This window comes from Parendozoicomonas haliclonae (assembly GCF_900174585.1).
GTDB classification, from domain to species: Bacteria; Pseudomonadota; Gammaproteobacteria; order Pseudomonadales; family Endozoicomonadaceae; genus Sansalvadorimonas; species Sansalvadorimonas haliclonae.
In genome coordinates, this window is record NZ_FWPT01000004.1 from 103,099 (window position 1) to 124,178 (window position 21,080).

Annotated in this window: 16 protein-coding genes and 1 tRNA gene; 7 read left to right on the forward strand and 10 right to left on the reverse strand. The window is 50.8% G+C overall.

What is annotated here, in order from left to right; genetic code table 11:
* Positions 1 to 82 precede the first annotated feature (82 nt).
* The 4 genes from EHSB41UT_RS09625 to EHSB41UT_RS09640 all read left to right on the forward strand — a co-directional run bounded on the left by EHSB41UT_RS09625 (position 83) and on the right by EHSB41UT_RS09640 (position 6,767).
* Positions 83 to 3,364: a mechanosensitive ion channel domain-containing protein gene (locus EHSB41UT_RS09625; protein ID WP_087109195.1), complete on the forward strand. Its 3,282-nt coding sequence runs from the start codon at positions 83 to 85 to the stop codon at positions 3,362 to 3,364.
* Positions 3,357 to 3,938, forward strand: coding sequence for a hypothetical protein (locus tag EHSB41UT_RS09630; protein WP_087109197.1), 582 nt, complete (start codon positions 3,357 to 3,359; stop codon positions 3,936 to 3,938). Before EHSB41UT_RS09625 ends, EHSB41UT_RS09630 begins: the two co-directional genes overlap by 8 nt.
* A 17-nt stretch (positions 3,939 to 3,955) precedes the next feature.
* On the forward strand, positions 3,956 to 5,374 hold the full coding sequence (locus EHSB41UT_RS09635; RefSeq protein WP_087109199.1) for a protein adenylyltransferase SelO: 1,419 nt from the start codon (positions 3,956 to 3,958) through the stop codon (positions 5,372 to 5,374).
* 115 nt (positions 5,375 to 5,489) lie between these two features.
* A complete protein-coding gene (locus EHSB41UT_RS09640) occupies positions 5,490 to 6,767 on the forward strand; it encodes a bifunctional O-acetylhomoserine aminocarboxypropyltransferase/cysteine synthase (protein WP_087109201.1) in 1,278 nt (425 codons plus the stop codon).
* Positions 6,768 to 6,836: 69 nt separating this feature from the next.
* On the opposite strand, the gene EHSB41UT_RS09645 is transcribed toward EHSB41UT_RS09640, so the two are convergent.
* A complete protein-coding gene (locus tag EHSB41UT_RS09645) occupies positions 6,837 to 8,516 on the reverse strand; it encodes an IBR domain-containing protein (protein WP_165767212.1) in 1,680 nt (559 codons plus the stop codon).
* A 237-nt stretch (positions 8,517 to 8,753) separates the two neighbouring features.
* Here EHSB41UT_RS09645 and EHSB41UT_RS09650 point away from each other — a divergent pair, with 237 nt between their 5' ends.
* On the forward strand, positions 8,754 to 10,031 hold the full coding sequence (locus EHSB41UT_RS09650) for an MFS transporter (RefSeq protein WP_165767213.1): 1,278 nt from the start codon (positions 8,754 to 8,756) through the stop codon (positions 10,029 to 10,031).
* Positions 10,032 to 10,036: 5 nt separating this feature from the next.
* Here the strand turns inward: EHSB41UT_RS09650 and EHSB41UT_RS09655 are convergent, their stop codons facing one another.
* The 6 genes from EHSB41UT_RS09655 to rpsF all read right to left on the reverse strand — a co-directional run bounded on the left by EHSB41UT_RS09655 (position 10,037) and on the right by rpsF (position 16,597).
* A complete protein-coding gene (locus tag EHSB41UT_RS09655; RefSeq protein ID WP_087109206.1) occupies positions 10,037 to 11,290 on the reverse strand; it encodes an IBR domain-containing protein in 1,254 nt (417 codons plus the stop codon).
* A gap of 204 nt (positions 11,291 to 11,494) precedes the next feature.
* The gene (gene dnaB, locus EHSB41UT_RS09660) at positions 11,495 to 14,395 is read right to left on the reverse strand and encodes a replicative DNA helicase (protein ID WP_087109208.1); all 2,901 of its coding nucleotides are present in this window, start codon (positions 14,393 to 14,395) and stop codon (positions 11,495 to 11,497) included.
* A gap of 139 nt (positions 14,396 to 14,534) precedes the next feature.
* Positions 14,535 to 14,981 carry a 50S ribosomal protein L9 gene (gene rplI / locus EHSB41UT_RS09665; RefSeq protein WP_087109210.1) on the reverse strand — a complete coding sequence of 149 codons (447 nt, stop codon included), beginning with the start codon at positions 14,979 to 14,981 and terminating at the stop codon, positions 14,535 to 14,537.
* A gap of 27 nt (positions 14,982 to 15,008) precedes the next feature.
* Positions 15,009 to 15,869 carry a hypothetical protein gene (locus EHSB41UT_RS09670; protein WP_133060459.1) on the reverse strand — a complete coding sequence of 287 codons (861 nt, stop codon included), beginning with the start codon at positions 15,867 to 15,869 and terminating at the stop codon, positions 15,009 to 15,011.
* A gap of 46 nt (positions 15,870 to 15,915) precedes the next feature.
* Positions 15,916 to 16,140 (reverse strand): 30S ribosomal protein S18, encoded by a 225-nt coding sequence (gene rpsR / locus EHSB41UT_RS09675; RefSeq protein ID WP_087109214.1) that lies wholly within the window; start codon positions 16,138 to 16,140, stop codon positions 15,916 to 15,918.
* Between the two features lie 64 nt (positions 16,141 to 16,204).
* On the reverse strand, positions 16,205 to 16,597 hold the full coding sequence (gene rpsF / locus EHSB41UT_RS09680; RefSeq protein WP_087109216.1) for a 30S ribosomal protein S6: 393 nt from the start codon (positions 16,595 to 16,597) through the stop codon (positions 16,205 to 16,207).
* A 320-nt stretch (positions 16,598 to 16,917) separates the two neighbouring features.
* On the opposite strand from rpsF, the gene EHSB41UT_RS24610 reads away from it, so the two are divergent.
* The gene (locus EHSB41UT_RS24610; protein ID WP_087109847.1) at positions 16,918 to 17,136 is read left to right on the forward strand and encodes a cysteine-rich CWC family protein; all 219 of its coding nucleotides are present in this window, start codon (positions 16,918 to 16,920) and stop codon (positions 17,134 to 17,136) included.
* A gap of 5 nt (positions 17,137 to 17,141) precedes the next feature.
* Here EHSB41UT_RS24610 and EHSB41UT_RS09690 read toward each other — a convergent pair whose 3' ends face one another.
* The 3 genes from EHSB41UT_RS09690 to EHSB41UT_RS09700 form a co-directional block, all read right to left on the reverse strand.
* A complete protein-coding gene (locus EHSB41UT_RS09690) occupies positions 17,142 to 18,368 on the reverse strand; it encodes an EAL domain-containing response regulator (protein WP_087109218.1) in 1,227 nt (408 codons plus the stop codon).
* Positions 18,369 to 18,484: 116 nt separating this feature from the next.
* Entirely contained in the window at positions 18,485 to 19,633 is a 1,149-nt protein-coding gene (locus tag EHSB41UT_RS09695; RefSeq protein ID WP_087109220.1) for a polyamine ABC transporter substrate-binding protein, read from the reverse strand.
* 263 nt (positions 19,634 to 19,896) lie between these two features.
* The gene (locus EHSB41UT_RS09700) at positions 19,897 to 20,346 is read right to left on the reverse strand and encodes a c-type cytochrome (RefSeq protein ID WP_242667273.1); all 450 of its coding nucleotides are present in this window, start codon (positions 20,344 to 20,346) and stop codon (positions 19,897 to 19,899) included.
* 379 nt (positions 20,347 to 20,725) lie between these two features.
* Between EHSB41UT_RS09700 and EHSB41UT_RS09705 the strand changes: the two genes are divergently transcribed.
* Positions 20,726 to 20,802, forward strand: a tRNA-Arg gene (locus EHSB41UT_RS09705).
* Positions 20,803 to 21,080 lie beyond the last annotated feature (278 nt).

The window sequence follows — 21,080 nt, forward strand, 5'->3', positions numbered from 1 at the left end:
GCCAGAGAGCGCCTTTTACGGCCTACACTTAATCTAGCAATCGAATCCTATAAATATTTGAATACACGGACGTTCTTCCGGCATGCGTAATCTGGCCTTTCTTGTTTTCCTGACTCTTTTCTGGAGCACCCAGCTCACCGCCAATACGCCTCCGAAACTGCCGACACAGGAAGCCATCTCCAAAGCCATCGAACAGATGCAGGCTCCCGAAAAACCCCAGACCGAGAAAGACTCTGAGCTTAAGGATATCTATAACAAAACCCTGACCTTCCTGCGTCTGGCCGCCACTGAGCAGGAACAGGTCAAAGTCTTAAAAAGACAGATCGACAGTGCGCCGAATGATCTGACCAAACTGCAAACCGAATTCGATACGCTACAAATCCCTTCAGACACCACTCTGCTGGAGAAGTACCGCCACCTGCCCGTGGAAGAGCTTCGCAAGGTGCTTGATTCGCGGCTGGAAGATATCACCGAGCTACAAAACCAACTGGCCCGTATTGCCAATCAGATCACCCAGATCCGTGCTCGTCCGGAAAAAGATCAGGCGACCCTGAGCAAGAACCAGGAACGACTGAAAGAGGTGAACTCGGAAATCAGCCTGCTGGATGTTGAGTCCAGCGCGACAGACCTCAAACTCAAAGAGCAGAAAAAGATTCAATTGCAGGCAGAAGCCAATGCCTTGCAGCAGCAGGATGCTCGTTTAACTTTGGAGATTCGTTCCAGCAGCACCCTGCTTGATCTGGAAACTGCCCGTCAACGCTTGCTCAGCCAGAAGCTGAAACTGTTGGAGCAGGAAGTTCTCTCCCTACAGACCATTATTGATTTCAAACGTCGGGCCGCCAGTGAGCAGGCCGTTGCCACGGCTTCACGCCTGAACAGAACCACATCCAGCAAAGCTTTACTGCAAAACCAGGCGGCTCTGAATATGGAGCTGAGCCAGCAGCTGCTTTCCATCTCCGACAAGCTCAGCCTGCTCAGTAGCAAAAGTACCGATGTGCGTACTCAGCTCAACAGTCTCAGCAACATCAGCCAGAGTGTTCGCCAGCAGTCTCTGTTACTGGGTGAGAACCAGGTGCTGGCCAAGATGTTGCGCAAGAACCTGCGCACGCTTCCCAACCTGCAGATTGATTCCAAGATTCCCGAACTGATTGCCCAGATTCGATTGCAGAAGTTTCAGTTTGATCAAAAGCGTCAGACGCTCAGCAGCCCGGATACCCGCGTCGAAGAGTTGATCGCACTTTCCGATGAACCGGCAAGCTATAACACGCAGGATAAAAAAGAGCTGCTGCGGCTAATGACCAATCGCCAAAAGCTGCTGGAAGATCTGTCCGAAGTCTCCGGCACATTGCTGAGTACAGCCACCAGCCTGGATATCGATCAGCAAAGTCTGGTGAGCCAGAGCCGGGAGCTTTCCGCCACTCTTGAAGAACGTCTGTTCTGGATGGCCAGCAACCAGTCTCTCGGCATTGACTGGATACTCGCCCTGCCCGAAACCTTGTGGAACCAGCTGATGACCATCCCGTGGGATGGCATCTTGTTGGCTCTGGTCGAGACGATTAATGAAAACTGGCTGATCTCAACCTTTATTATTGCCCTGAGTCTGCTGCTCAGAACCCGCCGCCGTATGTTTATGGCACTGCAGCGAACCCTGACCCGCAAGATGGGTAATGTTCGGCACGATACTCTTACCCTGACACCACTGGCCATTGTCTTAAGCATTCTTCAGGTGATGCCATTACCGGTTCTGATGGGTTTTTCCGGGGTGGCACTGCGTAGTGCCACTGGTGTTTCTATCGGTGTGACCAATCTCGGTTCAGCCCTGATTATTACTTCCTTTGCCTGGCTGCTGCTGTCACTGGCGATCAAGATTCATCGCCCCCACGATATTGCTGTGACTCATTTCCGCTGGCCGCCTAAACAATGCCGACAGGTACAGGCTCTGCTGATTCGGCTGCGCTATGTGATGGTGCCCCTGCTACTGGCTGTAAGCCTTGCCAATGATCAGCCGACCGACCTGAACCAGGATATTCTGGGAATGACTCTGCTGATGTTGGGTTCCCTACTGCAAGGCTGGATTTTGTTCAGCCTGATGCGGGCGTCCAGCAATCTGTTTGGCTCGAAGTTCCTGCATGTTCTGCTCACCCTGAGTCTGGTGCTGATTGCCTTTGCCCAGTTGATTCTTACCGCATCCGGTTACTACTACACCGCACTCCAACTGCAGTTCCAACTGGCCGGTACTCTTTATATGGTTGGCGCGGCGGTGATGTTACAGGCACTGGTGATCCGCAGCCTGAATGTTGCTGAGCGGCGTCTTGCCTTTACCCGGGCCCTCAAGAAGAGAGCCGCGAGTAAGGAAGGGGAAAGCGTTGAGGAACCTAACCTCGACCTTGCCACCGTAAACCAGCAGTCCTTGCGGTTACTGAATGCGCTAATGATTGTCGGGCTGTTTATCGGACTGTTCTGGTTCTGGAAGGAGCTGTTCAGCCTGCTGAATGTGCTGGATAACGTGACGCTCTGGGAACTGGCTCCTGACCAGGAGGATGGCAAGCCGTTCGCGGTTAAGCTCAGCCATCTGTTACTCAGCCTGATCGCTCTGGCTACCAGTTTTATCCTGGCCCGCAACCTGCCCGGCCTGTTAGAGGTTACATTGCTTTCCCGTATGAAACTGCGGGCCGGCAGCAGTTACGCGATAACAACGCTGCTCAGTTACACCATCAGCTGTGTTGGCTTTATAACCGCCCTCTCCCTGCTTGGCGCCAGCTGGGCCAAGTTACAATGGCTGATTGCGGCACTGGGTATCGGTATTGGTATTGGTCTGCAGGAGATCGTTGCGAACTTTGTGGCTGGTCTGATTATCTTGTTTGAACGGCCTGTTCGTATTGGTGACACCATTACCCTTGGGGAACTGCATGGGGAAGTCACCCGTATCCGAATCCGTTCCACAACAGTGACTGACTGGGATCACAAAGAGGTCATCATTCCCAATAAAATTCTGATTGGTGAAAAGCTGATTAACTGGTCGCTGACCAACACGATTGTCAGAATTATTCTTCCTTTCCAGGTAGCCCACGGCACCGATCCAAAGCTGGTGCACAAGATTCTTCATCAGGCTGCGGCAGAAAACCCACGCATCGTGAGCCAGCCGGACACGCTGGTGCTGCTGATGGAATATGGTAACAGTGCACTGAACTATGAGCTGCGCACCTTTGTTACCCACGTGGATGATCGTCTTCCCGTTCGGGATCAGATTAACGCGCGTGTTCAGGAACTATTCCGGGAGCATGGGGTCACTATTGCACACCCCAAACAAGACCTGTTTTTGTATCAGCAGGACTTGCGCTCACCGGGAGCCAACAATGCCTGAATGTTATTCCGAACAGCTCGCTCCAGATTTCCAGCAAACCGTACAGGACAGACTTTTGCCGCTGGGCTCGTGTATCCGTTTCTTTCGTCAGAAGGTTTTCGGAGAAGGGGCCTGGGTGACCGGCATCCTGCTTGATGCAAGCCGGGAACTGTTACTGTTACAAACCATCAGTGACCAGATTAACCTCGATGGTTACCAGGTGTTACGCCGTCGGGATATCAGCCATATCGAACGCCCTGCACCGCAGCAGGAATTCCTGATGAAGGCTTTGTCCCTTCGTAACCAAAAGCCGACTCACCCCGGACAGATCAACCTTAACTGTATGGAAACGGCACTCAAGTCCATCTCTCGTCTTTCGCCGCTGGTTACCATCCGGCAGGAGATTACCGACCCGGACTTCTGCTGGATTGGCCGGATTCATAAGGTGGATAACGAGTGTCTGTTTATGCAGAGTATCTCCCCGGAAGCCCTGCTGGAAAGAGGCAGCGACACCTATGACACCGAGCTGATCACCCGCGTGAACTTCGGCGGCGCCTATGAAGACGCCCTCTGGCAGGTGTACAGCAATCGCTGAGCCGTTATTATGGCGGCATGAAACTGCATAGCCATTTTGCCGGACTCGGAACAACCTTCTCTTCCCCCGTTCAGCCTCAGCCGCTGGACAACCCTGAACTGGTCAGCAGCAATCCTGTGATTGCTGACTTGCTGGGTTGCGGAAGTTTCTCTCAGGAACAACTCACCCGCCTCTGTAACGGAGAGTCTCTGGGTGACCAGAGCCCGGTCGCCATGGTTTATGCCGGCCATCAGTTTGGCTCCTGGGTTCCCCGCCTTGGGGACGGTCGCGCCATGTTGCTGGGAGAGGTTCAGGGAACCGATGGCAAGCTCTATGACCTGCATTTAAAAGGTGCAGGCCTAACGCCTTACTCCCGCAATGGTGATGGTCGTGCTGTGCTGCGCTCTACCATTCGGGAATATCTGTGCAGCGAAGCCATGCATGCGCTGGGTATACCGACCACCCGCCCCCTTTGCCTGATTAACAGCAGCACTCCCGTTTACCGCGAAAAAACAGAAACCGGCGCGGCCATGATACGGGTGGCGGAAAGCCATGTTCGCTTCGGCACCTTTGAATACTTCAGCTACTCACAACAATATGATGCCCTGCAGACGCTCGCAGACTACGTCATTGCACGACACTTCCCTGACTGGACGGATGATGCGGATCGCGTCGAGAAGCTGCTGGCACAAGCCATCCAAAGCACTGCAGAAATGATTGCCCACTGGCAGGCTGCGGGTTGGTGTCATGGGGTTATGAATACCGACAATATGTCGATCCTTGGTCATACCATCGACTATGGTCCGTTTGGCTTCCTTGATGGTTTTGATGCCGCACATATCTGTAACCATTCCGACTGGCAGGGTCGTTATGCGTTCAGTCGTCAGCCTCATATTGGTCACTGGAACTGTACGGCACTGGCTCAGGCTCTGTTGCCCATCCTTCCCGGTGGCAAAGAGAAAGCTGAACAGCTGCTCGAAGATTACCCTGACCACTTTGCCAAAAAGTACTCCCAGCTGATTCGCCGTAAATTTGGATTGGAAGATGGCGCGGAAGGGGACAGTGCACTTATTGATGAAATCTTCACTCTGATGCAGAAAGAGCGAACCGACTATCCACTGTTTTTCCGCAGACTTTCAGAAGGTCAGGCTGAAGATCTTTTTATTGATCGAGAGAGTTTCCAAAGCTGGTACAAACAATATCAGCAGCGCCTGCAACAAGAAGGTCGTGATGAAGCAACAGTACGAGAGAGTATGCTGGCAGCCAATCCTGCCTATGTATTGCGTAATCACCTGCTGCAAATTGCCATCGACAAGGCAGAGTCCGGAGATTACAGCGAAGTGAACAGACTTCTTGAAGCTATACAGCAACCGTTTACTGAACGGGAAGAGTTTGCCGACTATCTGCAGCTGCCACCGGATTGGGCAGAACATCTGGAGATCAGTTGTTCGTCATAGTATCTGCTTTTAACTATATAGCGTCTTCGTTTAGGTCTTACGTAGCCACGCTTTTCATCCTGTCTACAATTCCGTAATCTCAAGCGGCCTACAAAAACAATCACAAGCAGACATTATGAAAATCGAAACCAAAGCGATCCATGCGGGTTATTCGCCAGAGCCAACCACCAAGGCTGTCGCGGCTCCCATCTATCAGACCACGTCCTACGCCTTCGACAGCACTCAGCACGGCGCTGATCTGTTTGACCTGAAGGTTCCGGGAAATATTTACACCCGCATCATGAACCCGACCACTGCCGTACTTGAAGAACGCATGGCAGCGTTGGAAGGAGGCATTGGCGCTTTGGCTGTGGCTTCCGGTATGTCTGCTATTACCTATGCCATTCAGACCATTACCGAAGCGGGCGACAATATCGTCAGCATCAACAAGCTCTATGGCGGCACTTATAACCTGTTTGCTCACTCTCTGCCCAAGCAGGGCATTGAAGTCCGCATGGCACCACACGACGATATCGATGCACTGGCTGCGCTGATTGACGACAACACCCGTGCCGTATTCTGTGAATCCATCGGCAACCCGCTCGGCAATATTGTCGATATTGAAGCTCTCGCCAAGGTTGCCCATGCCCGCGGCGTGCCGGTGATTGTTGATAACACTGTGGCGTCTCCTGCCCTGCTGCGCCCGTTTGAGCATGGTGCCGATATCGTGGTGCACTCCCTGACCAAATACCTAGGCGGTCATGGCACGTCCGTAGGTGGCGTGATTGTTGATTCCGGAAAATTTCCCTGGGCGGAGAATGCTGAACGCTTCCCAATGCTCAACACACCGGATCCTTCCTATCACGATGTCGTGTACACCGAAGCCTTGGGCGAAGCGGCTTATATTGGCCGTGCACGAGTGGTACCACTGCGTAACACTGGTGCAGCTATCTCTCCGATGAATGCTTTCCAGATTATTCAGGGCATTGAAACGCTGGCTCTGCGTATGGAACGCCACTGCTCTAATGCTCTGTCCGTTGCTCAGACTCTGCAGAATCATCCGCAGGTTGAGTGGGTGAACTATGCCGGCCTGCCAGAATCTCCTGATCATGCACTGGCCCAGAAATATATGGATGGCCACGCCTCCGGCATTCTGAGTTTTGGTATTAAAGGCGGACAGGAAGCCGGAGCAAAATTTATTGATGCGCTGCAGCTGGTAACCCGACTGGTGAATATTGGTGATGCCAAATCACTGGCCTGTCATCCCGCTTCCACAACCCATCGACAGCTGAATGATGAAGAGCTGGTTGCCGCAGGTGTGAGCCGGGATATGGTACGCCTATCCATCGGCATTGAGCATATCGACGATATCCTTGCCGATCTGGAGCAGGCTCTGGAAGCCTCTTTGAAATAACGAGCTTCACTTGCCTTACAGGAATAAAACAGCCGGGTTGGGTCAACGCTCAACACCGGTTGTGTTCAATTACATAATGCAACAGCGTTTTCTTCTATCCGCAGGAAGATTATCTGGCTGAAATTCTGGTATCTCGACTTTTCTGACTTGAAAAGGTGTTGTTCCGGTGGCCAGATTGCATTTTTTGTGTTTCCAGTAGCCCCCTCTGACATCGCCAGACCAATCATTCATACAGACCCAGCAAAACTCGTAACCACATCGGCATGTCATATGATGACAACCTGTTTTATGTTCAACCGGAGCCTTGCATTCCGGACACAGTTTCATTGAGCCAGCCTTTATCTGAGACTTGATAAATTTGTAGGCGGCAAAATCTTCTTTGGTTGCCTTAGAGGTAATCTGGCCAAATCTTTTCCCTTTCTGATAGATAAAGGAAATGGGTTTGCGGCACCTCTGACAACATTCCTCTCTCAGCTCATCCTCTTGTAATTCCGGCCTGACTCCGATCTCGCCACAATCCTCACCCGGACACAGAAACAACTCATCACTTGTGCCTACCGCACTCTCTTTCTCTTTCTGGTAAAAACGTCGCCTTAAGACATCATCTCCCATGATCGTATCAATATCGTCATCAGTGTATTGCACATCACAGCTATCTCCCGGGCACATTTTTTTTCTACCATCTTCCAGGCAGCTTTTTAGATTACTTTGCAGACAGCCACGACAAAAAACATGATTTGGACAAGGAATAAACTGGGAAAGGTATTTATCTTCAAACGTTAATGGCAGGTAACACAGTTCACAGTCCCCATATTCAGCATCCCCCTCTGACTCCGGAACTTCCAGTTCACGAAATTGAATAGTCATTGGTAAATCTGGCTGTTTATTAGCGGGTTCTTCATTTCTTTCGATAGTTTCCGGATGCTCCAAGGTCTCGTAAGCATCCAGATTATTACCCTGATCATCTACGCCTTTGAGGACTTCTGTATCAAGATCAGCTATCCATTCCGGCTGATTACCCTCGCCTCCAATCAGCAACTCTCCAGACATGCATTCCGGACAATAAATATCCCGTGATTCTCCTTCAGGGATTTTTTGTATCACAACAGAGTGATGGCATTGACGAAAACAATAGGAAACATGCGTTTGCTGTTCATCTTCAGCAAGCTGTACAGCTTCCATTTTTTCACTCAGGCTGGTTTCTTGATATTGGGTCTCTAAATCTATCGCAGCAAGATTACATTCACACATTGGACAATAGATGATTTTGTCTGATGCGTATCTTTTCTCATAAAGATAATCCTGTACACACGTGTTACACATCGCACCTTCAGAACAGTTATGAATCAAACCTCCCGTGTCGTTAGGCATGTCCTGCCGACAACAGTGGCACTGATGTTTAAGCCGCTCACCACCCTGTTTAGCCGGAATGACCGGCACATCGGGATACTCTTCATCCTGCACATTGCCGTTCTCATCAACCGTTTGTTTGTCCTGAGCCGGATAGGTGACAACCATGTCACCAATAACTTCTAAAGTTCCCCGATATTTCTTCTGGCTTTCAAACCCCAGACGTAATGAGTGCATATACTCTGTATTTTCACGATCAAAGCGCGTGGAAGCCGCCCCTTTCACATATGTATATTTTTCACCTTCATCAATAGCCGAACCGGCATAAGGAATGCCTGTCACCATTGCGGATAACGAATAAGAGGCTAGCTGTCTTGGTGAAGGCAAAGGTTTATTCATACCAAATACCTGCATACAAAACGCCACGACCACACATGCAATAAAATGACACCGCCATCTTGCAGATATGATATGCCTATCCTCTTAGCCAAATGTGAATCGTGCAAAATTCGGCCACAAGCTTAATACATAGCGGCTGGTATGCCGCCCAAGGTGCTAACCGTCCATAGTATGGAGTGGAAACTCTGCTTTTCTCTGCCTACTTTCCTGTGTCTCGCTTACCTGCGGACACGCCCCGTGCTTCAAGAACAACAAGCCGACAATCAACCCGGAACCCTGAAACTGATAGGTATCTGCATGCTGGGCTGCATGCTCGAAACCTATGACTTTATGATTTATGCCCTGATGGCTCCGTATATAAGTGCCGTGTTCTTCCCTGAAGAGAGCCAGATTCATGGTCTTATGCTGACCTTCGCCACATTCAGCATTGGCTACCTGTCACGTCCTCTTGGTGGCTTTGTCTTTGGGCATGTGGGCGATCGCAAAGGACGAAAGAAGCCCTTCTCGTTCACCATTCTTCTAATGGCATTCAGCACCGCCTGTATCGGTTTTCTTCCCGGTTATGGATCTATAGGACTCACAGCCCCCTTTATTCTTTTGATTCTGCGTCTGGCGCAAGGCTTATCCATGGGGGGCGAAGTTGGTGGTGCACTGACGTATATTCACGAGGCAGTTCCTGATAAAAAGACAACAGCCTGTTCTGCCATTGCCTGCGGCATGATTCTGGGACTGGCTCTTGGGCATGCGATCCATGCAGTTTTAGAAGCCTCTTTCGATCAAGACACCATGCTGACCATTGGCTGGAGAACCGCTTTCTGGATTGGTGGCCTATTGGGCATACTTGGTTTCATTATTCGCAAAAGCTTTCAGGAAACCGCAGGCTTTCTCCAACTGCAGGAACAACAACGTATTCACCGAATACCTGCGGCCCACCTTTTCAAAAGCTACCTTCCCCAAACATTAACCGCGACACTCGCGATCATGGCCCATGGTTTTTGCGCCATTTTATTTCTGGTGTTTATACCCACATGGCTGGTGCGGCAGGGTGAACAGCAGAGTGTTGAGCTGCAGGCATTCTTAAGTGCCATCGCCAGTACCATTGCGGGGTTCTGCTGCATTCTTGCTGGGCTGATGGTTGACCGCTGGCAAACACGCTTTGCCATACCCACCTATCTTCTGATTGGTTTGCTCAGTATTCCCATGACCAGTTTTATTCTTACCGGTCCAACAATTGAGGCTCACTGCGCCTTACAGATGGGTTCCATACTGACCGGAATGGCTTGCGCATCCAGTCTCTGGATTTTCAATCAGCAGTTTCCTGCCGATGTCCGCTATACCGGCTCAGGGATTACTTACAACCTTGGCTTTGCGTTAAGCGGAGGGCTCACTCCCGTTTTAGGGACAATATTGGCGAGCAGCTTTGACTTTGAAGGGGCAATTGGCCTGATACTGGTCGCATCAGCTATTTGTGGTATTGGTGCGCTCGTTCTTAACCGATTGAATAAATCAATGTGATACCACTAAGGAATATTCACGGGCTGAAACTCTGGCAGCTGGACGTCTTTTTTCTTCAATGGCGTTTTCCCAGTCTCCATATCGCATCGGGTATGTGTAGAGTATCCCTCTATAAATCCACCCCAATCATTCATACAGACATAGCAGAATTCATAGTCACACGGGCATACTGTGTGCGGACAGCTGCCTTCTTTTTTCTCAATAGGAAGCTTGCACCTAGGGCAAGGCTTGATAAGGCCAGCTTTCTCCCTATCTTTTATATAGAGATAAGTCTCATACTCCTCTGCGGTCTGCTCTGTGGCAATCTGACCATATTGCTTACCGTCCTGCCGTACAAACACCATGTTATGAAAGCACGCTGGGCAGACTTCAATGATGACGGGAGCTTCCTCCATAACAGGACGCACCCAAATTTTCCCACAGTCCGGTGCCGGGCACTGGCATAGATCCTCACTGTGCAGTAAGGCACGCTCCATCTCCTTCTGGTAAAAACGCAGTCTCAAAACATCACTCCCAGTGATCGTATCGATATCACCATCGAGAAAGACCGTATGGCATTCGCGATCCGGGCATTGCCTCTCTTTGTTGTATTCCAGGCAGGATTTCAAATGTGACTTAAGGCATTCTCGACAATAGGTGTGCTTCTGGCAGGGAAGAGTTTGAGAGAGTGTGATGTCATCGGTGCTCAGCGACTCAAAGCAGATTTCACACTCGCCCCAGCTATCACCAAAATCAACGTTTTGATCTTCGTTCCCTGAAATATCAAGGCTCCGAAACCGGGAATGCAGTGATACTTCCTCCTGCAAGTCATCAGCCACAACACTGCTACTATGCAATTTAGAATCGCACGCAGGGCAATGTATATCACGCCCCGAAGCACCACGACTCTGCTCTTTGATATAGCCTCGCAGACATGCATTGCAAATAGCTCCACCTTGTGAACAGTGATGATCCAGAGAAAGGTATTCCGCTATCGGTTGGCTGCAGCTTCTACAGGAGAGAGCATGAGTAGAAAGCTCTTGTTTGGCAGGTGGTGAAGCTTCGGGATGCTCATACTCATGTTGCTGACTGGTGCCATAATTTGATGGAACTGTTCGCCTTAGACTTGCTGATCTTTCTCTGGAAACACCCGTCACCATCTGGCTGCTTTGGGGCTGGCGGACCTCTGTATATGAATATTGGTTATTCGTATCTTTTTTAGGCGACGCAAACTTGGTGGAAAAGAATTTATAAGGCCATAGCTCCTTAAGCGTATTCATACCAAAAGCCAACGGACTGAAGCTCAGCCATAGAATCAGTAAGACACAACTCCTTCGGCCGAGATTGATACCTTCACCCTCGTTATCGACGTTGTTAAGTGAACTTCAAAATCAGGAAGGAGCTTAATACAAAATAAGAAAAGAGGATGGCCTGATAGCGAATGTGTCAGGCCTGCGTCGCACTAGCGATTATTCTTAACCGGCTTAGTCGTCGTCAAAGTTACCGTAAGCTTCCGGCGCGAGATTCTCAAAGCGGGTAAAGCGACCGATAAAGGCCAGACGCACGGAACCGATCGGACCGTTACGCTGCTTACCGATAATAATTTCCGCCACGCCCTTATGTTCCGTATCCGGGTTATAAACCTCATCCCGGTAGATAAACATAATGACGTCAGCATCCTGCTCGATCGCCCCGGATTCACGAAGGTCAGAGTTAACAGGGCGCTTGTTCGGACGTTGCTCCAGAGATCGGTTCAGCTGGGACAGTGCAATGATCGGCGCTTCAAACTCCTTTGCCATTGCTTTAATGGAACGGGAAATTTCCGAGATCTCGTTAGTACGGCCTTCGGTAAAGCCCGGGATTTTCATCAACTGAAGGTAATCGATCATCACCAGACCGATCTCGCCATGCTCCCGGCGAATACGACGCAAACGGGTACGCATTTCCTGCGGGCTGATACCGGCGGTATCGTCGATAAAGAGCTTCTTCTCTTTCAGACTCTTTACCGCGTTGGAAAGCTTCGGCCAGTCTTCATCTTCCAACTTACCGGTCCGCACCTTACCCTGGTCAATCCGGCCAAGGGATGACAAGCTACGCATCATCAACTGTTCGGCTGGCATCTCCAAACTGAATACGACAACGCACTTTTCGGAGGCCAGCAGTGCGTTCTCGACAAGGTTCATCGAGAAGGTCGTGTTATGGACACAGAAATCTTCGGCGACAAAGTTGTGGGTCTTATCAACCGTCAGGTCATAAACCTGTTTGTTGCCCATCGACTCGATAGAAACAATCTCGTCCCAATACACATCGGACTCAGAGAGGTTTCGCAGATAATCATCATGGAAAAGCTCAGCTAACAATGCCGCACGCGTTCTGCTGATGCCACGACGACTGGCTCCTACCAGATGCGGGTTATAACCATCCGGGCAAACCTTGCCAGCAGCTGCAAATATCTCAGGCCAGCTGCGCTCACCTTTCAGGCCTAGAATGTAGTCACACACAGATTCCGGCAAGGTATCGCTGTTGTCGTGGGACTGCTTTGCACTCAGGGCAGTGCGCACTGCATCAACACGCTCTTCCTTACTGAAGATACCGATCTCATCAATAAAGGTCTGAATACCGGACTGACTGAGAATCTCCAACTCCCATGGCGTCTGGGCATTCTCATAGTTGTTGGCTTTCGCACGAATCTTGGCATTAATGCCAAAACGAATCAGCAGGTGTTGAATCCCGCGAATCAATTCCGGGCTGGAAGACGCATAAGAGATTCGGCACTGACCATTGCCCTGTACAAAGGCACTGCCATCACAGGTAAACAGATGACGAAGGAAGAGTGCGAGATCAGACTTTTCAAGCTGATAAACAATTTCAGGCAGCTCTTTCTCGTAAGCCAACTTATTCAACAAGTCCTGTTGTTCAAGCCAGGTCGCAACGCTGTTTTTACCTAACCAGGACGCAGCAGGGACACCCTCTCCAAACAGAGCGCTCTCTTCAACATCTAGAGCTTTGCACAATGCAGGAACAATACTTGAGTCAGGCGTGGAGATCGCGTTCTTCCAATGGCTCACGGTTGATTTGGCGACACCCAGAGCTTCGGCAAGTTGCTCACCTGTCAGATGCTTCTGTGCCATTTGCTGGCTCAATTGCGAGGCAAAACTCTCACGTGCACTCTGCACCTGCTCGTTATCACTGCTGACACGAATCGAAGGTGTTCTGGTTCCGTTATCAATGCGTGTACATTTAACTGATTCAAAACCACTAATGGCTGATTCAAAGTCAGCAAGAACAGACTCGTCCTTGTTGGTAAAGCGCAGAGAAGACTGCGTCGTACCGCCATCGCCAATAAAATAAGCAAGGGTTTTCAATTGGTATTCAGGTAACGTCTCACGACCAAAGACTGGCAGCACACGAGGAACAGCAACACAATCGCCAACACTCAGCTCACCCAGAGGCTTCCAGCCGTCAGCAGACAAAAATGGATGAGTCAGTGTTGTCTCAATGGTTCTACCCAAAGCCGTTCTGACTTTAAATACTGGCTTCATGCCATCATCGACAAAAGCACTTGGGCTAGCAGGCAGAAGACGGAAATCATCGCCCAGCGAGAGCAGCACGCCTTCTTTATTACGTACGATGTCATCGATCAGAACCAGCTTGCCGGTTTCTGGATCAAGCACCCGACTGCCGGCAACGATGCACTTACCCATGGACGGACGTGCAGCTACGACGATCATGTCCGACCTTTGGAAACCGGATGTCATCTCATCCAGATCTTTAAAACCGGTAGTAATACCCGTTATGGCGCCGGTGGTTTTGTAGAGTTCGTCGATCTTCTCTACGGCCTTTTTCAGAAGTTCACGCGCCCCAATTGGGCCGCCTTCCTTCTCGCGGGATTCGGAGATGTTGAACATCTCTCGCTCGGCCATCTCGACAATATCATCCGCCTTCTTTCCTTCCGGGCGATAGGCAGAATCAGCAATACGTTGGGAAGCACTGATCAAACGACGCAGTACGGCACGCTCACGGACAATTTCCGCGTACGCGTCCATATTGGCAACGCTGGGAATGCTTTCTACCAGTTCGGTGAGGTAGATAACGCCACCGGCATCCTGCAGCTCACCTTTACGGTCCAGCTCTTCAGCTACAGTCACCGGGTCAAACGGCTTCATCTCCTGCGCCAATACCTGGATGCAGAGATAGAGCTTACGGTGAGCCGGGTTATAGAAGTCTTCCGACGTTAAAACATGGCCGACCTTGTCCCAGGCCTCGTTATCCAGCATCAGGCCGCCCAGCACAGACTGTTCCGCCTCAATCGAGTGAGGAGGTGTTTTCAGCGCAGCCAGCGCCTCATCAATAGGCAGCTCTTGGTTAGTCTCTGTGTCGAGCATGATGGTGGCAGGAACCTGTAACGAAGAAGATCAATTAAAAAATATCTTACCCGCAAGAGGCAGATAAATAAAAAGGCGGGCATAAAAAAACCGCCAGCATCAAGGATACCGGCGGTTTTTATTAAGAGCGTTCGGAAACTTATTCAGCTTCAACGAAGATCTTAACGGTAGCAGCTACGTCAGTGTGCAGCTGCAGAGCGATGTCGAATTCGCCAGTGGTACGGATAGGACCGGCAGGCAGACGAACTTCGCTCTTGGCAACTTCAACGCCAGCAGCAGAGATAGTCTCAGCCAGGTCACGAGTACCGATGGAACCGAACAGCTTACCTTCGTCACCAGCCTTGGCAGTGATGGTCAGTTCGATTTCACCCAGTTGCTCTGCACGCTTCTGTGCTTCAGCCAGCTTCTCAGCAGCAGCAGCTTCCAGTTCAGCGCGACGAGCTTCAAATTCTGCAACGTTAGCCTGGGAAGCTGGAACAGCCTTACCGAAAGGGATCAGGAAGTTACGGCCGTAACCAGCCTTAACCTTAACCTTGTCACCCAGGGTACCCAGATTTGCAACTTTCTCGAGAAGAATAACTTCCATTTGTCTCTACCTTTCACCAGGTTTGGATTAGTCCGACACCTTGTTTGCCATAAGTTCGAGCCGGGCCCGAAAATCAAACAAGCTGTCCAGACAGGCAATAAATACAACCAGCGGATACACCACAAGCAGCAACAAGTAGTAAGGCAAAAGCCAGACTTTCCCTACCCACTGCTTCCAGACCAGGGCGTGTACAAGAACAGACCCCATAACCAGAAACGGCATCAGCAGGAATGGCTGCCATGCTGCGGTTATCAACGACTGGTTGAATGAAACCAGTACAACTGTCGCCAACAGCAAAAAGCTGGCAACAGGCGAAAAGCGTGAAAGGTACAGTTCCCGCTGAAAACCACCGGGGTTATACAGCAAATCCTGCCACTTCCGTCCTATCATCAGAGCCAGCACAGCGCTGAAGCTGACAATAAAACCCACACTTTCCAGAAAACTGCTTTCGATAAGAGCATCAAGCTCCTGTCCACTCATTGCCAGCAACGAGTGTAGTTCTGATCCGAAAAGCTGATAAAAGACACTTCTGACTTCTTCCATCAGGGGCCCGTAATACAGGCTGATTCCCCAGGCTGAAAGCAGTCCGGAAGGTACCAGACTCATCAACGTCATAGACCAGGACTGTGTTTTCCTGAGACACATGGCCATAACCATGGCAACAAGAATACAGAACACCCCGAGGGGCTGTCCGGCCCAAGCCCAGATCAGAGCTGGTAGTAGCGCCCAAAGCCCCACTACCAGTCCATCAATGTTGCCACGCCGTAATATCACCAGCGTGACAGCCGATGCGCTTAACCAGAACAACATTGGCAAAGCCGCCATCAGCAAAGCAAATACGCACGCATGAAAGCGGCTGCTCATCACAATACCAGCCAGAGTGCGCATATGCATTTAACCGGCTATTTCATGTGAAAGCCGTTTGCCCGACTGATCAGTGGCTGTCAGTGTAAGGCAGCAGAGCTACATAACGAGCACGCTTGATGGCAGTAGCCAGCTGACGCTGGTAACGAGCCTTGGTGCCAGTGATGCGGCTAGGTACGATCTTACCGGTTTCGGTGATGTACGCCTTCAGGGTGTTCAGATCTTTGTAATCGATCTCTTGAACGCCTTCAGCAGTGAAACGGCAGAACTTACGACGACGGAAAAAACGTGCCATGTGCAACGCCTCCTTTCTGTGTCCCGAGCCGAAGCTCAGAACTGACGGTTAACCTGGAACAGGATTACTCTTCTTCAGAAGAAGAAGTTTCAGCTACTGCTGGCTCTTCACGACGCTCACGACGCTCTTCGCGACGTTCTTCAACCTGCATCATGATGGAGGCTTCAGTGATAGCTTCGTTACGACGAATAACCATGTTACGGATAACAGCGTCGTTGAAACGGAAGTTGCTGGTCAGTTCTTCCAGTACAGCTTCGCTACATTCGATGTTCATCATCACGTAGTGAGCTTTGTGGATCTTCTGGATTGGGTAAGCCAGCTGGCGACGGCCCCAATCTTCCAGACGGTGTACGCTGCCGTTATCTTCTTCGATGAGCTTCTTGTAACGCTCAACCATTGCAGGTACTTGTTCGCTCTGGTCAGGGTGTACCAGAAAAACGATTTCGTAATGACGCATGACTGCTCCTTACGGGTTAATAGCCTCCCACGGCCTGCAAAAACCCACTTTCGTGGTACTACTGCAAAAGCCCGGTAAGGCAAGGAGTAAATGGGAACGTCTGAATGGTTTCAGACAAAAACCCACAGATAAACCTGTACACGAGTGGCACAGGAACAGGGCATTCTAGAGAAGGGCGATGCCCTGCGCAAGTGGCGGAGTCGCTGTCGGCGCTGCTGCCATCCGTCAGCCACCTGTGGGAACCCGATATTTTGTCTCGCATCCACCCGCAGGTATATTCTTCAACCGCCATTATTTCGAGTTCCGGCACAGGTTATCTCATGGAAAATGAACTGCAGACCGAAGATCAATGTCCCTTATGCGGTGAGCCCGTAGGTTGCGGTATTACTGCCGGAAATGACCATTGCTGGTGTTTTGAAATGCCACCCTCACCACCAGATATGGAAAAGCCAGAGGGTCTGGATGGGCAGGCCTGCCTGTGCAACAGCTGCCTGATGAAGCTGAAGAAAGGGGAGAAGCTGGCTACACCAGCCAAGTAAGCGGTTTAATTCTGGTCAGACAACCCAGCCTGAAACCTTTGCTGCCAGCCCTGCTCCCAGGAATCCAGATGATTCCAGGGCATGGGGCGGGCGACAAAATAACCCTGAACCAGATCACACCCCATACCGGCCAGGGTATTCCATTCATCGATCTGTTCCACACCTTCTGCCACGGCTTTCAGCTTCATCCGCTGGGCCAGCTCGATATTGGACTCCACTATCGTTCTGGCACTGGCTTTGGTCTCCAGATCTCTTATAAAGGTGCGATCAATCTTCAGCTCGGTGAAAGGAATGCGGTTGAGCTGCTGGAAGTTGGAAAAGCCGGTGCCGAAGTCATCAATGGAGAGGGGGAAGCCTTTCATTCGCAACCGAGCCAGGGTTTCCAAGCTGCGCGCCACATTCTTCATAACTGCGGTTTCTGTCAGCTCCAGCGTCATCCGACAGGTTGATACGCCGTGGTGCGCCATAATCGCCTCCAGCTTCTGGGGCATATCAACATCCTCCAGCAACACCGGAGAGAGGTTCACGGCTATCGAGAGGTTACGGCCTTCCATCTGCCATTTACGCAGATCCTCAATAATCTGGTGAACCTGCTTCCAGGTCAGCAGATCAATCAATCCATGCTCCTCCAGCAAAGGAACATAGCGGGCCGGCATCACGATGCCTTTTTCCGGATGATTCCAGCGGGACAACGCCTCCGAGGAGATCCAGGCACCGTCCTTTATTTGCACCTTGGGCTGATACCAGACGGTGAACTCATCGTTATCCAGCCCATGACGAATATCTTCGACGGTGAACTCTTCCGGTTCAGCCGCCGGGTTACGGGATCTGCGTTCCTTGCGGTACTGCTCGATCACCCCACGCATCTTGTCCCGGGTGACCGGCTTTTCCACATTGGTCAGCACCTGAACCCCATGTTCGTGAGCCATATCTTCGACGGTATGAATCAGGGCTGAGTCCAGGGCGCTGGCAATCACTACTGCGTCTGCAAGATTGCGCTCGGCCAGGTGCCGCAGAAACTCCACGCCATCCATGCCGGGCATATCCAGATCACTGAGAACAATATGAATTCTATCGGGGTGGCCAACTATCTGGCGGAGGGCATCATCGCCATCGGAGGCGGCAAGGACATGGTCGCAGCCAAGGTCTTCCAGCACCTTGGCGGCTACTGCTCTCTGGAAATTATTATCTTCGACGACCATCAGGGTCAGTCCTTTACCCTCATCGGTCATATTCCGAAAGCCTCTGGCATCGATAAGTCCTGTTACGGGAAGTTGGAGCTAACAGGGTATTTATCGACGCTTTCCGGCCTGGCTCAAGAGAGCCAGACCGGCATTAGCAGCAGGGATCAGCCGCCAGTGGTCAGACGCGTCCACTCACGGGTGATCAAACGGCGCAGCTTGTTATCAACCGGCTCGAACAGCCACAGGGTTTCTTCAACCTGTGCAGTCGGGTAGATACCCGGATGGTTGCGCAGCTCTTCGGTCACCAGCGGGGTGGCAGCCTTGTTCGGGCTTGGGTAGTACACATAGTTCACGATATCAGCGGAAACCTGAGCATCCAGCAGGTTATTCATGAACTTGTAGGCATTGTCCTTGTTCTTGGAATCCTTAGGCATGGCCATCATATCGATGGAGATGCCAGCACCTTCCTTAGGAATCACGTAATCAACCTTCACACCATTACCCGCTTCAACCGCGCGCTCGGTCGCGATCATGGCATCGCCAGTCCAGGTGACAGCCACACACAGATCACCATTCGCCAGATCAGTCAGAGCACGGGCCGGGTTGAAGTAGCGAACGTGAGGAATGATCTTGGACAGCATTTCGGATGCCTGACGGTAATCACTGGTGTCCTTGGAGTTTGGATTCTTACCCATGTAACGCAGAGCAGAGGAGAAGATCTCGGTTGGCGCATCAGCGAAGGCCACACCACACTTCTCCAGCTTTTCCATATTCTTTGGATCAAACACCAGTGCCCAGCTATCGACTGGCGCATCCTTACCCAGCACTTCTTCAACCTTGGCACGGTTCAACGCGATACCGGTTGTTTGGGACAGATAAGGAATACCGTACATGTTGCCCGGATCCACAGTCTCAAGCAGCTTCATGGTGGCAGGATTCAGGTTGCCGTAGTTAGTCAGCTTGCTCTTATCCAGCGGCTCGTAAACACCAGCCTTGATGTGGTTCGCCAGAAAGTCGTGGGATGGGAACACGACATCGTAACCGCTGCGGCCAGACAGCAGCTTTGCTTCCAGAACTTCGTTGCTTTCGTACACATCATAGGTAACCGCAACATCGGATTTCTTTTCAAAGTTCGGAACTGTGTCTTCAGCAATAAAGTCATACCAGTTATAGACAAACAGCTCTCCGTTCTTTTTATCAGAACCGGAATCAGCTTCAGCAGAAGCAAAAGAGGCTGCAGGCATCACTGCTGCAAGAACGCTGGTAACGGCAGCAAACTGCGCTGCGCGAAACGAACTGAGAAAACGAACCATGATAAGGGTTCCCCAGATATGTAAAGAATGGAAAGTATAGATTTGACCGAATGCACAGCTAAGCAACGAAAGGCTCAAAGCCAACACAACGGACAACAAGACCAAATCCTGCGTCTTAGCAAAATCGGGTGCGGAGAATAACAGCTCTATCCCTGCATTCAAGAGCTGGAGACAGGAAACAACAGATAATTACATAAGGGAGATATAAGCAACCTTACAGCGAAGGTTGCTTATGACAGGAGCAGACGAATCAAGGCCCGTTATTAAGGCTTAAGACCACTCATGTATTCGATAGCAACACTGATCTCTTCATCGGAACAGTCCATGCAGGTACCTTTTGGCGGCATGGAACCAATACCCTTGATCGCATTGCTCAGCAGTTGGCTATAAGAGCCTGCTGCGGCCAGCTTGGTATCCCAGGCGGCCTTGTCGTCTTTCTTCGGTGCTCCCAGAACACCGGCAGTATGACAAGCTGTGCAATAAGTGTTGTAGATAGCATCTCCGGTGCGGGGACCACTGCTGGCAACAACTGGTGCTGCAGAAGCGCAAGGCTGCCCTTCCAGGCAAACTTCACCTACAGGAGCAATACGCTCAGCGATCTCTTTACGGGTAGCCTTATCGACGTCGGCCGGCGCTGCCAGCACCAGACCGCTCATCATTCCCCCAAACAAAACAGCGGCTTTCAGTGCGCGCGTGCTAATGACGTTTGCCACTCGTCGTTCCTCATGATTACTCACGGACTTATTTGTGGCCAATCACCCTCAATGCTTACCTTCTTTTTGTGTAATGCGCCTGTCCATGTTCATTAGTGCAAGTGCAGATTCAGGTAAACGAGTAAAAGACCCATTTTTTATAGACAGACGCGATTATAGACAATCGCCACCCTGCCAACAATCACACAAGGCAATGGTCAAGACGTATCCTACACAATTTTTATAGTACGTATTTCCAAACCCGCCCCAATCACCGCTACGAAGCCTGTCAGAGCTTGAGAATCCGTAAAAAACCCGTAGACTTGCCCATGCGTCATGAGTATTATGAGCGCCGTTTTCTGAGTGACTCTTTGGGGTAATTTAGAAGACATTTGCATAAGCACCCATAGCTCAGCTGGATAGAGCGCTGCCCTCCGGAGGCAGAGGTCAGAGGTTCGAATCCTCTTGGGTGCGCCATGCACATCAAAGACTTACAGCCAAACGGCGTAGGTCTTTTTTTGTATCTGAATTTTGGGTCGTCAACAGGGCGTCTCACCCCAGACATATTGCGCTCCGCTCCCGCTCCCCCTTCGCTTTCTGCAATCCACTTTTGCTCCCATCCCCCACTTACCTGACTCATTCAGCACCACTGCCGAATGAGGAAAGAGCCTAAGCGTATATCTGAATAAGTATGGTGAGTTTCATACTTTAAAGCGGTCCCCACCGTGATGAGATCCTTTCCTTCCACTAACAGA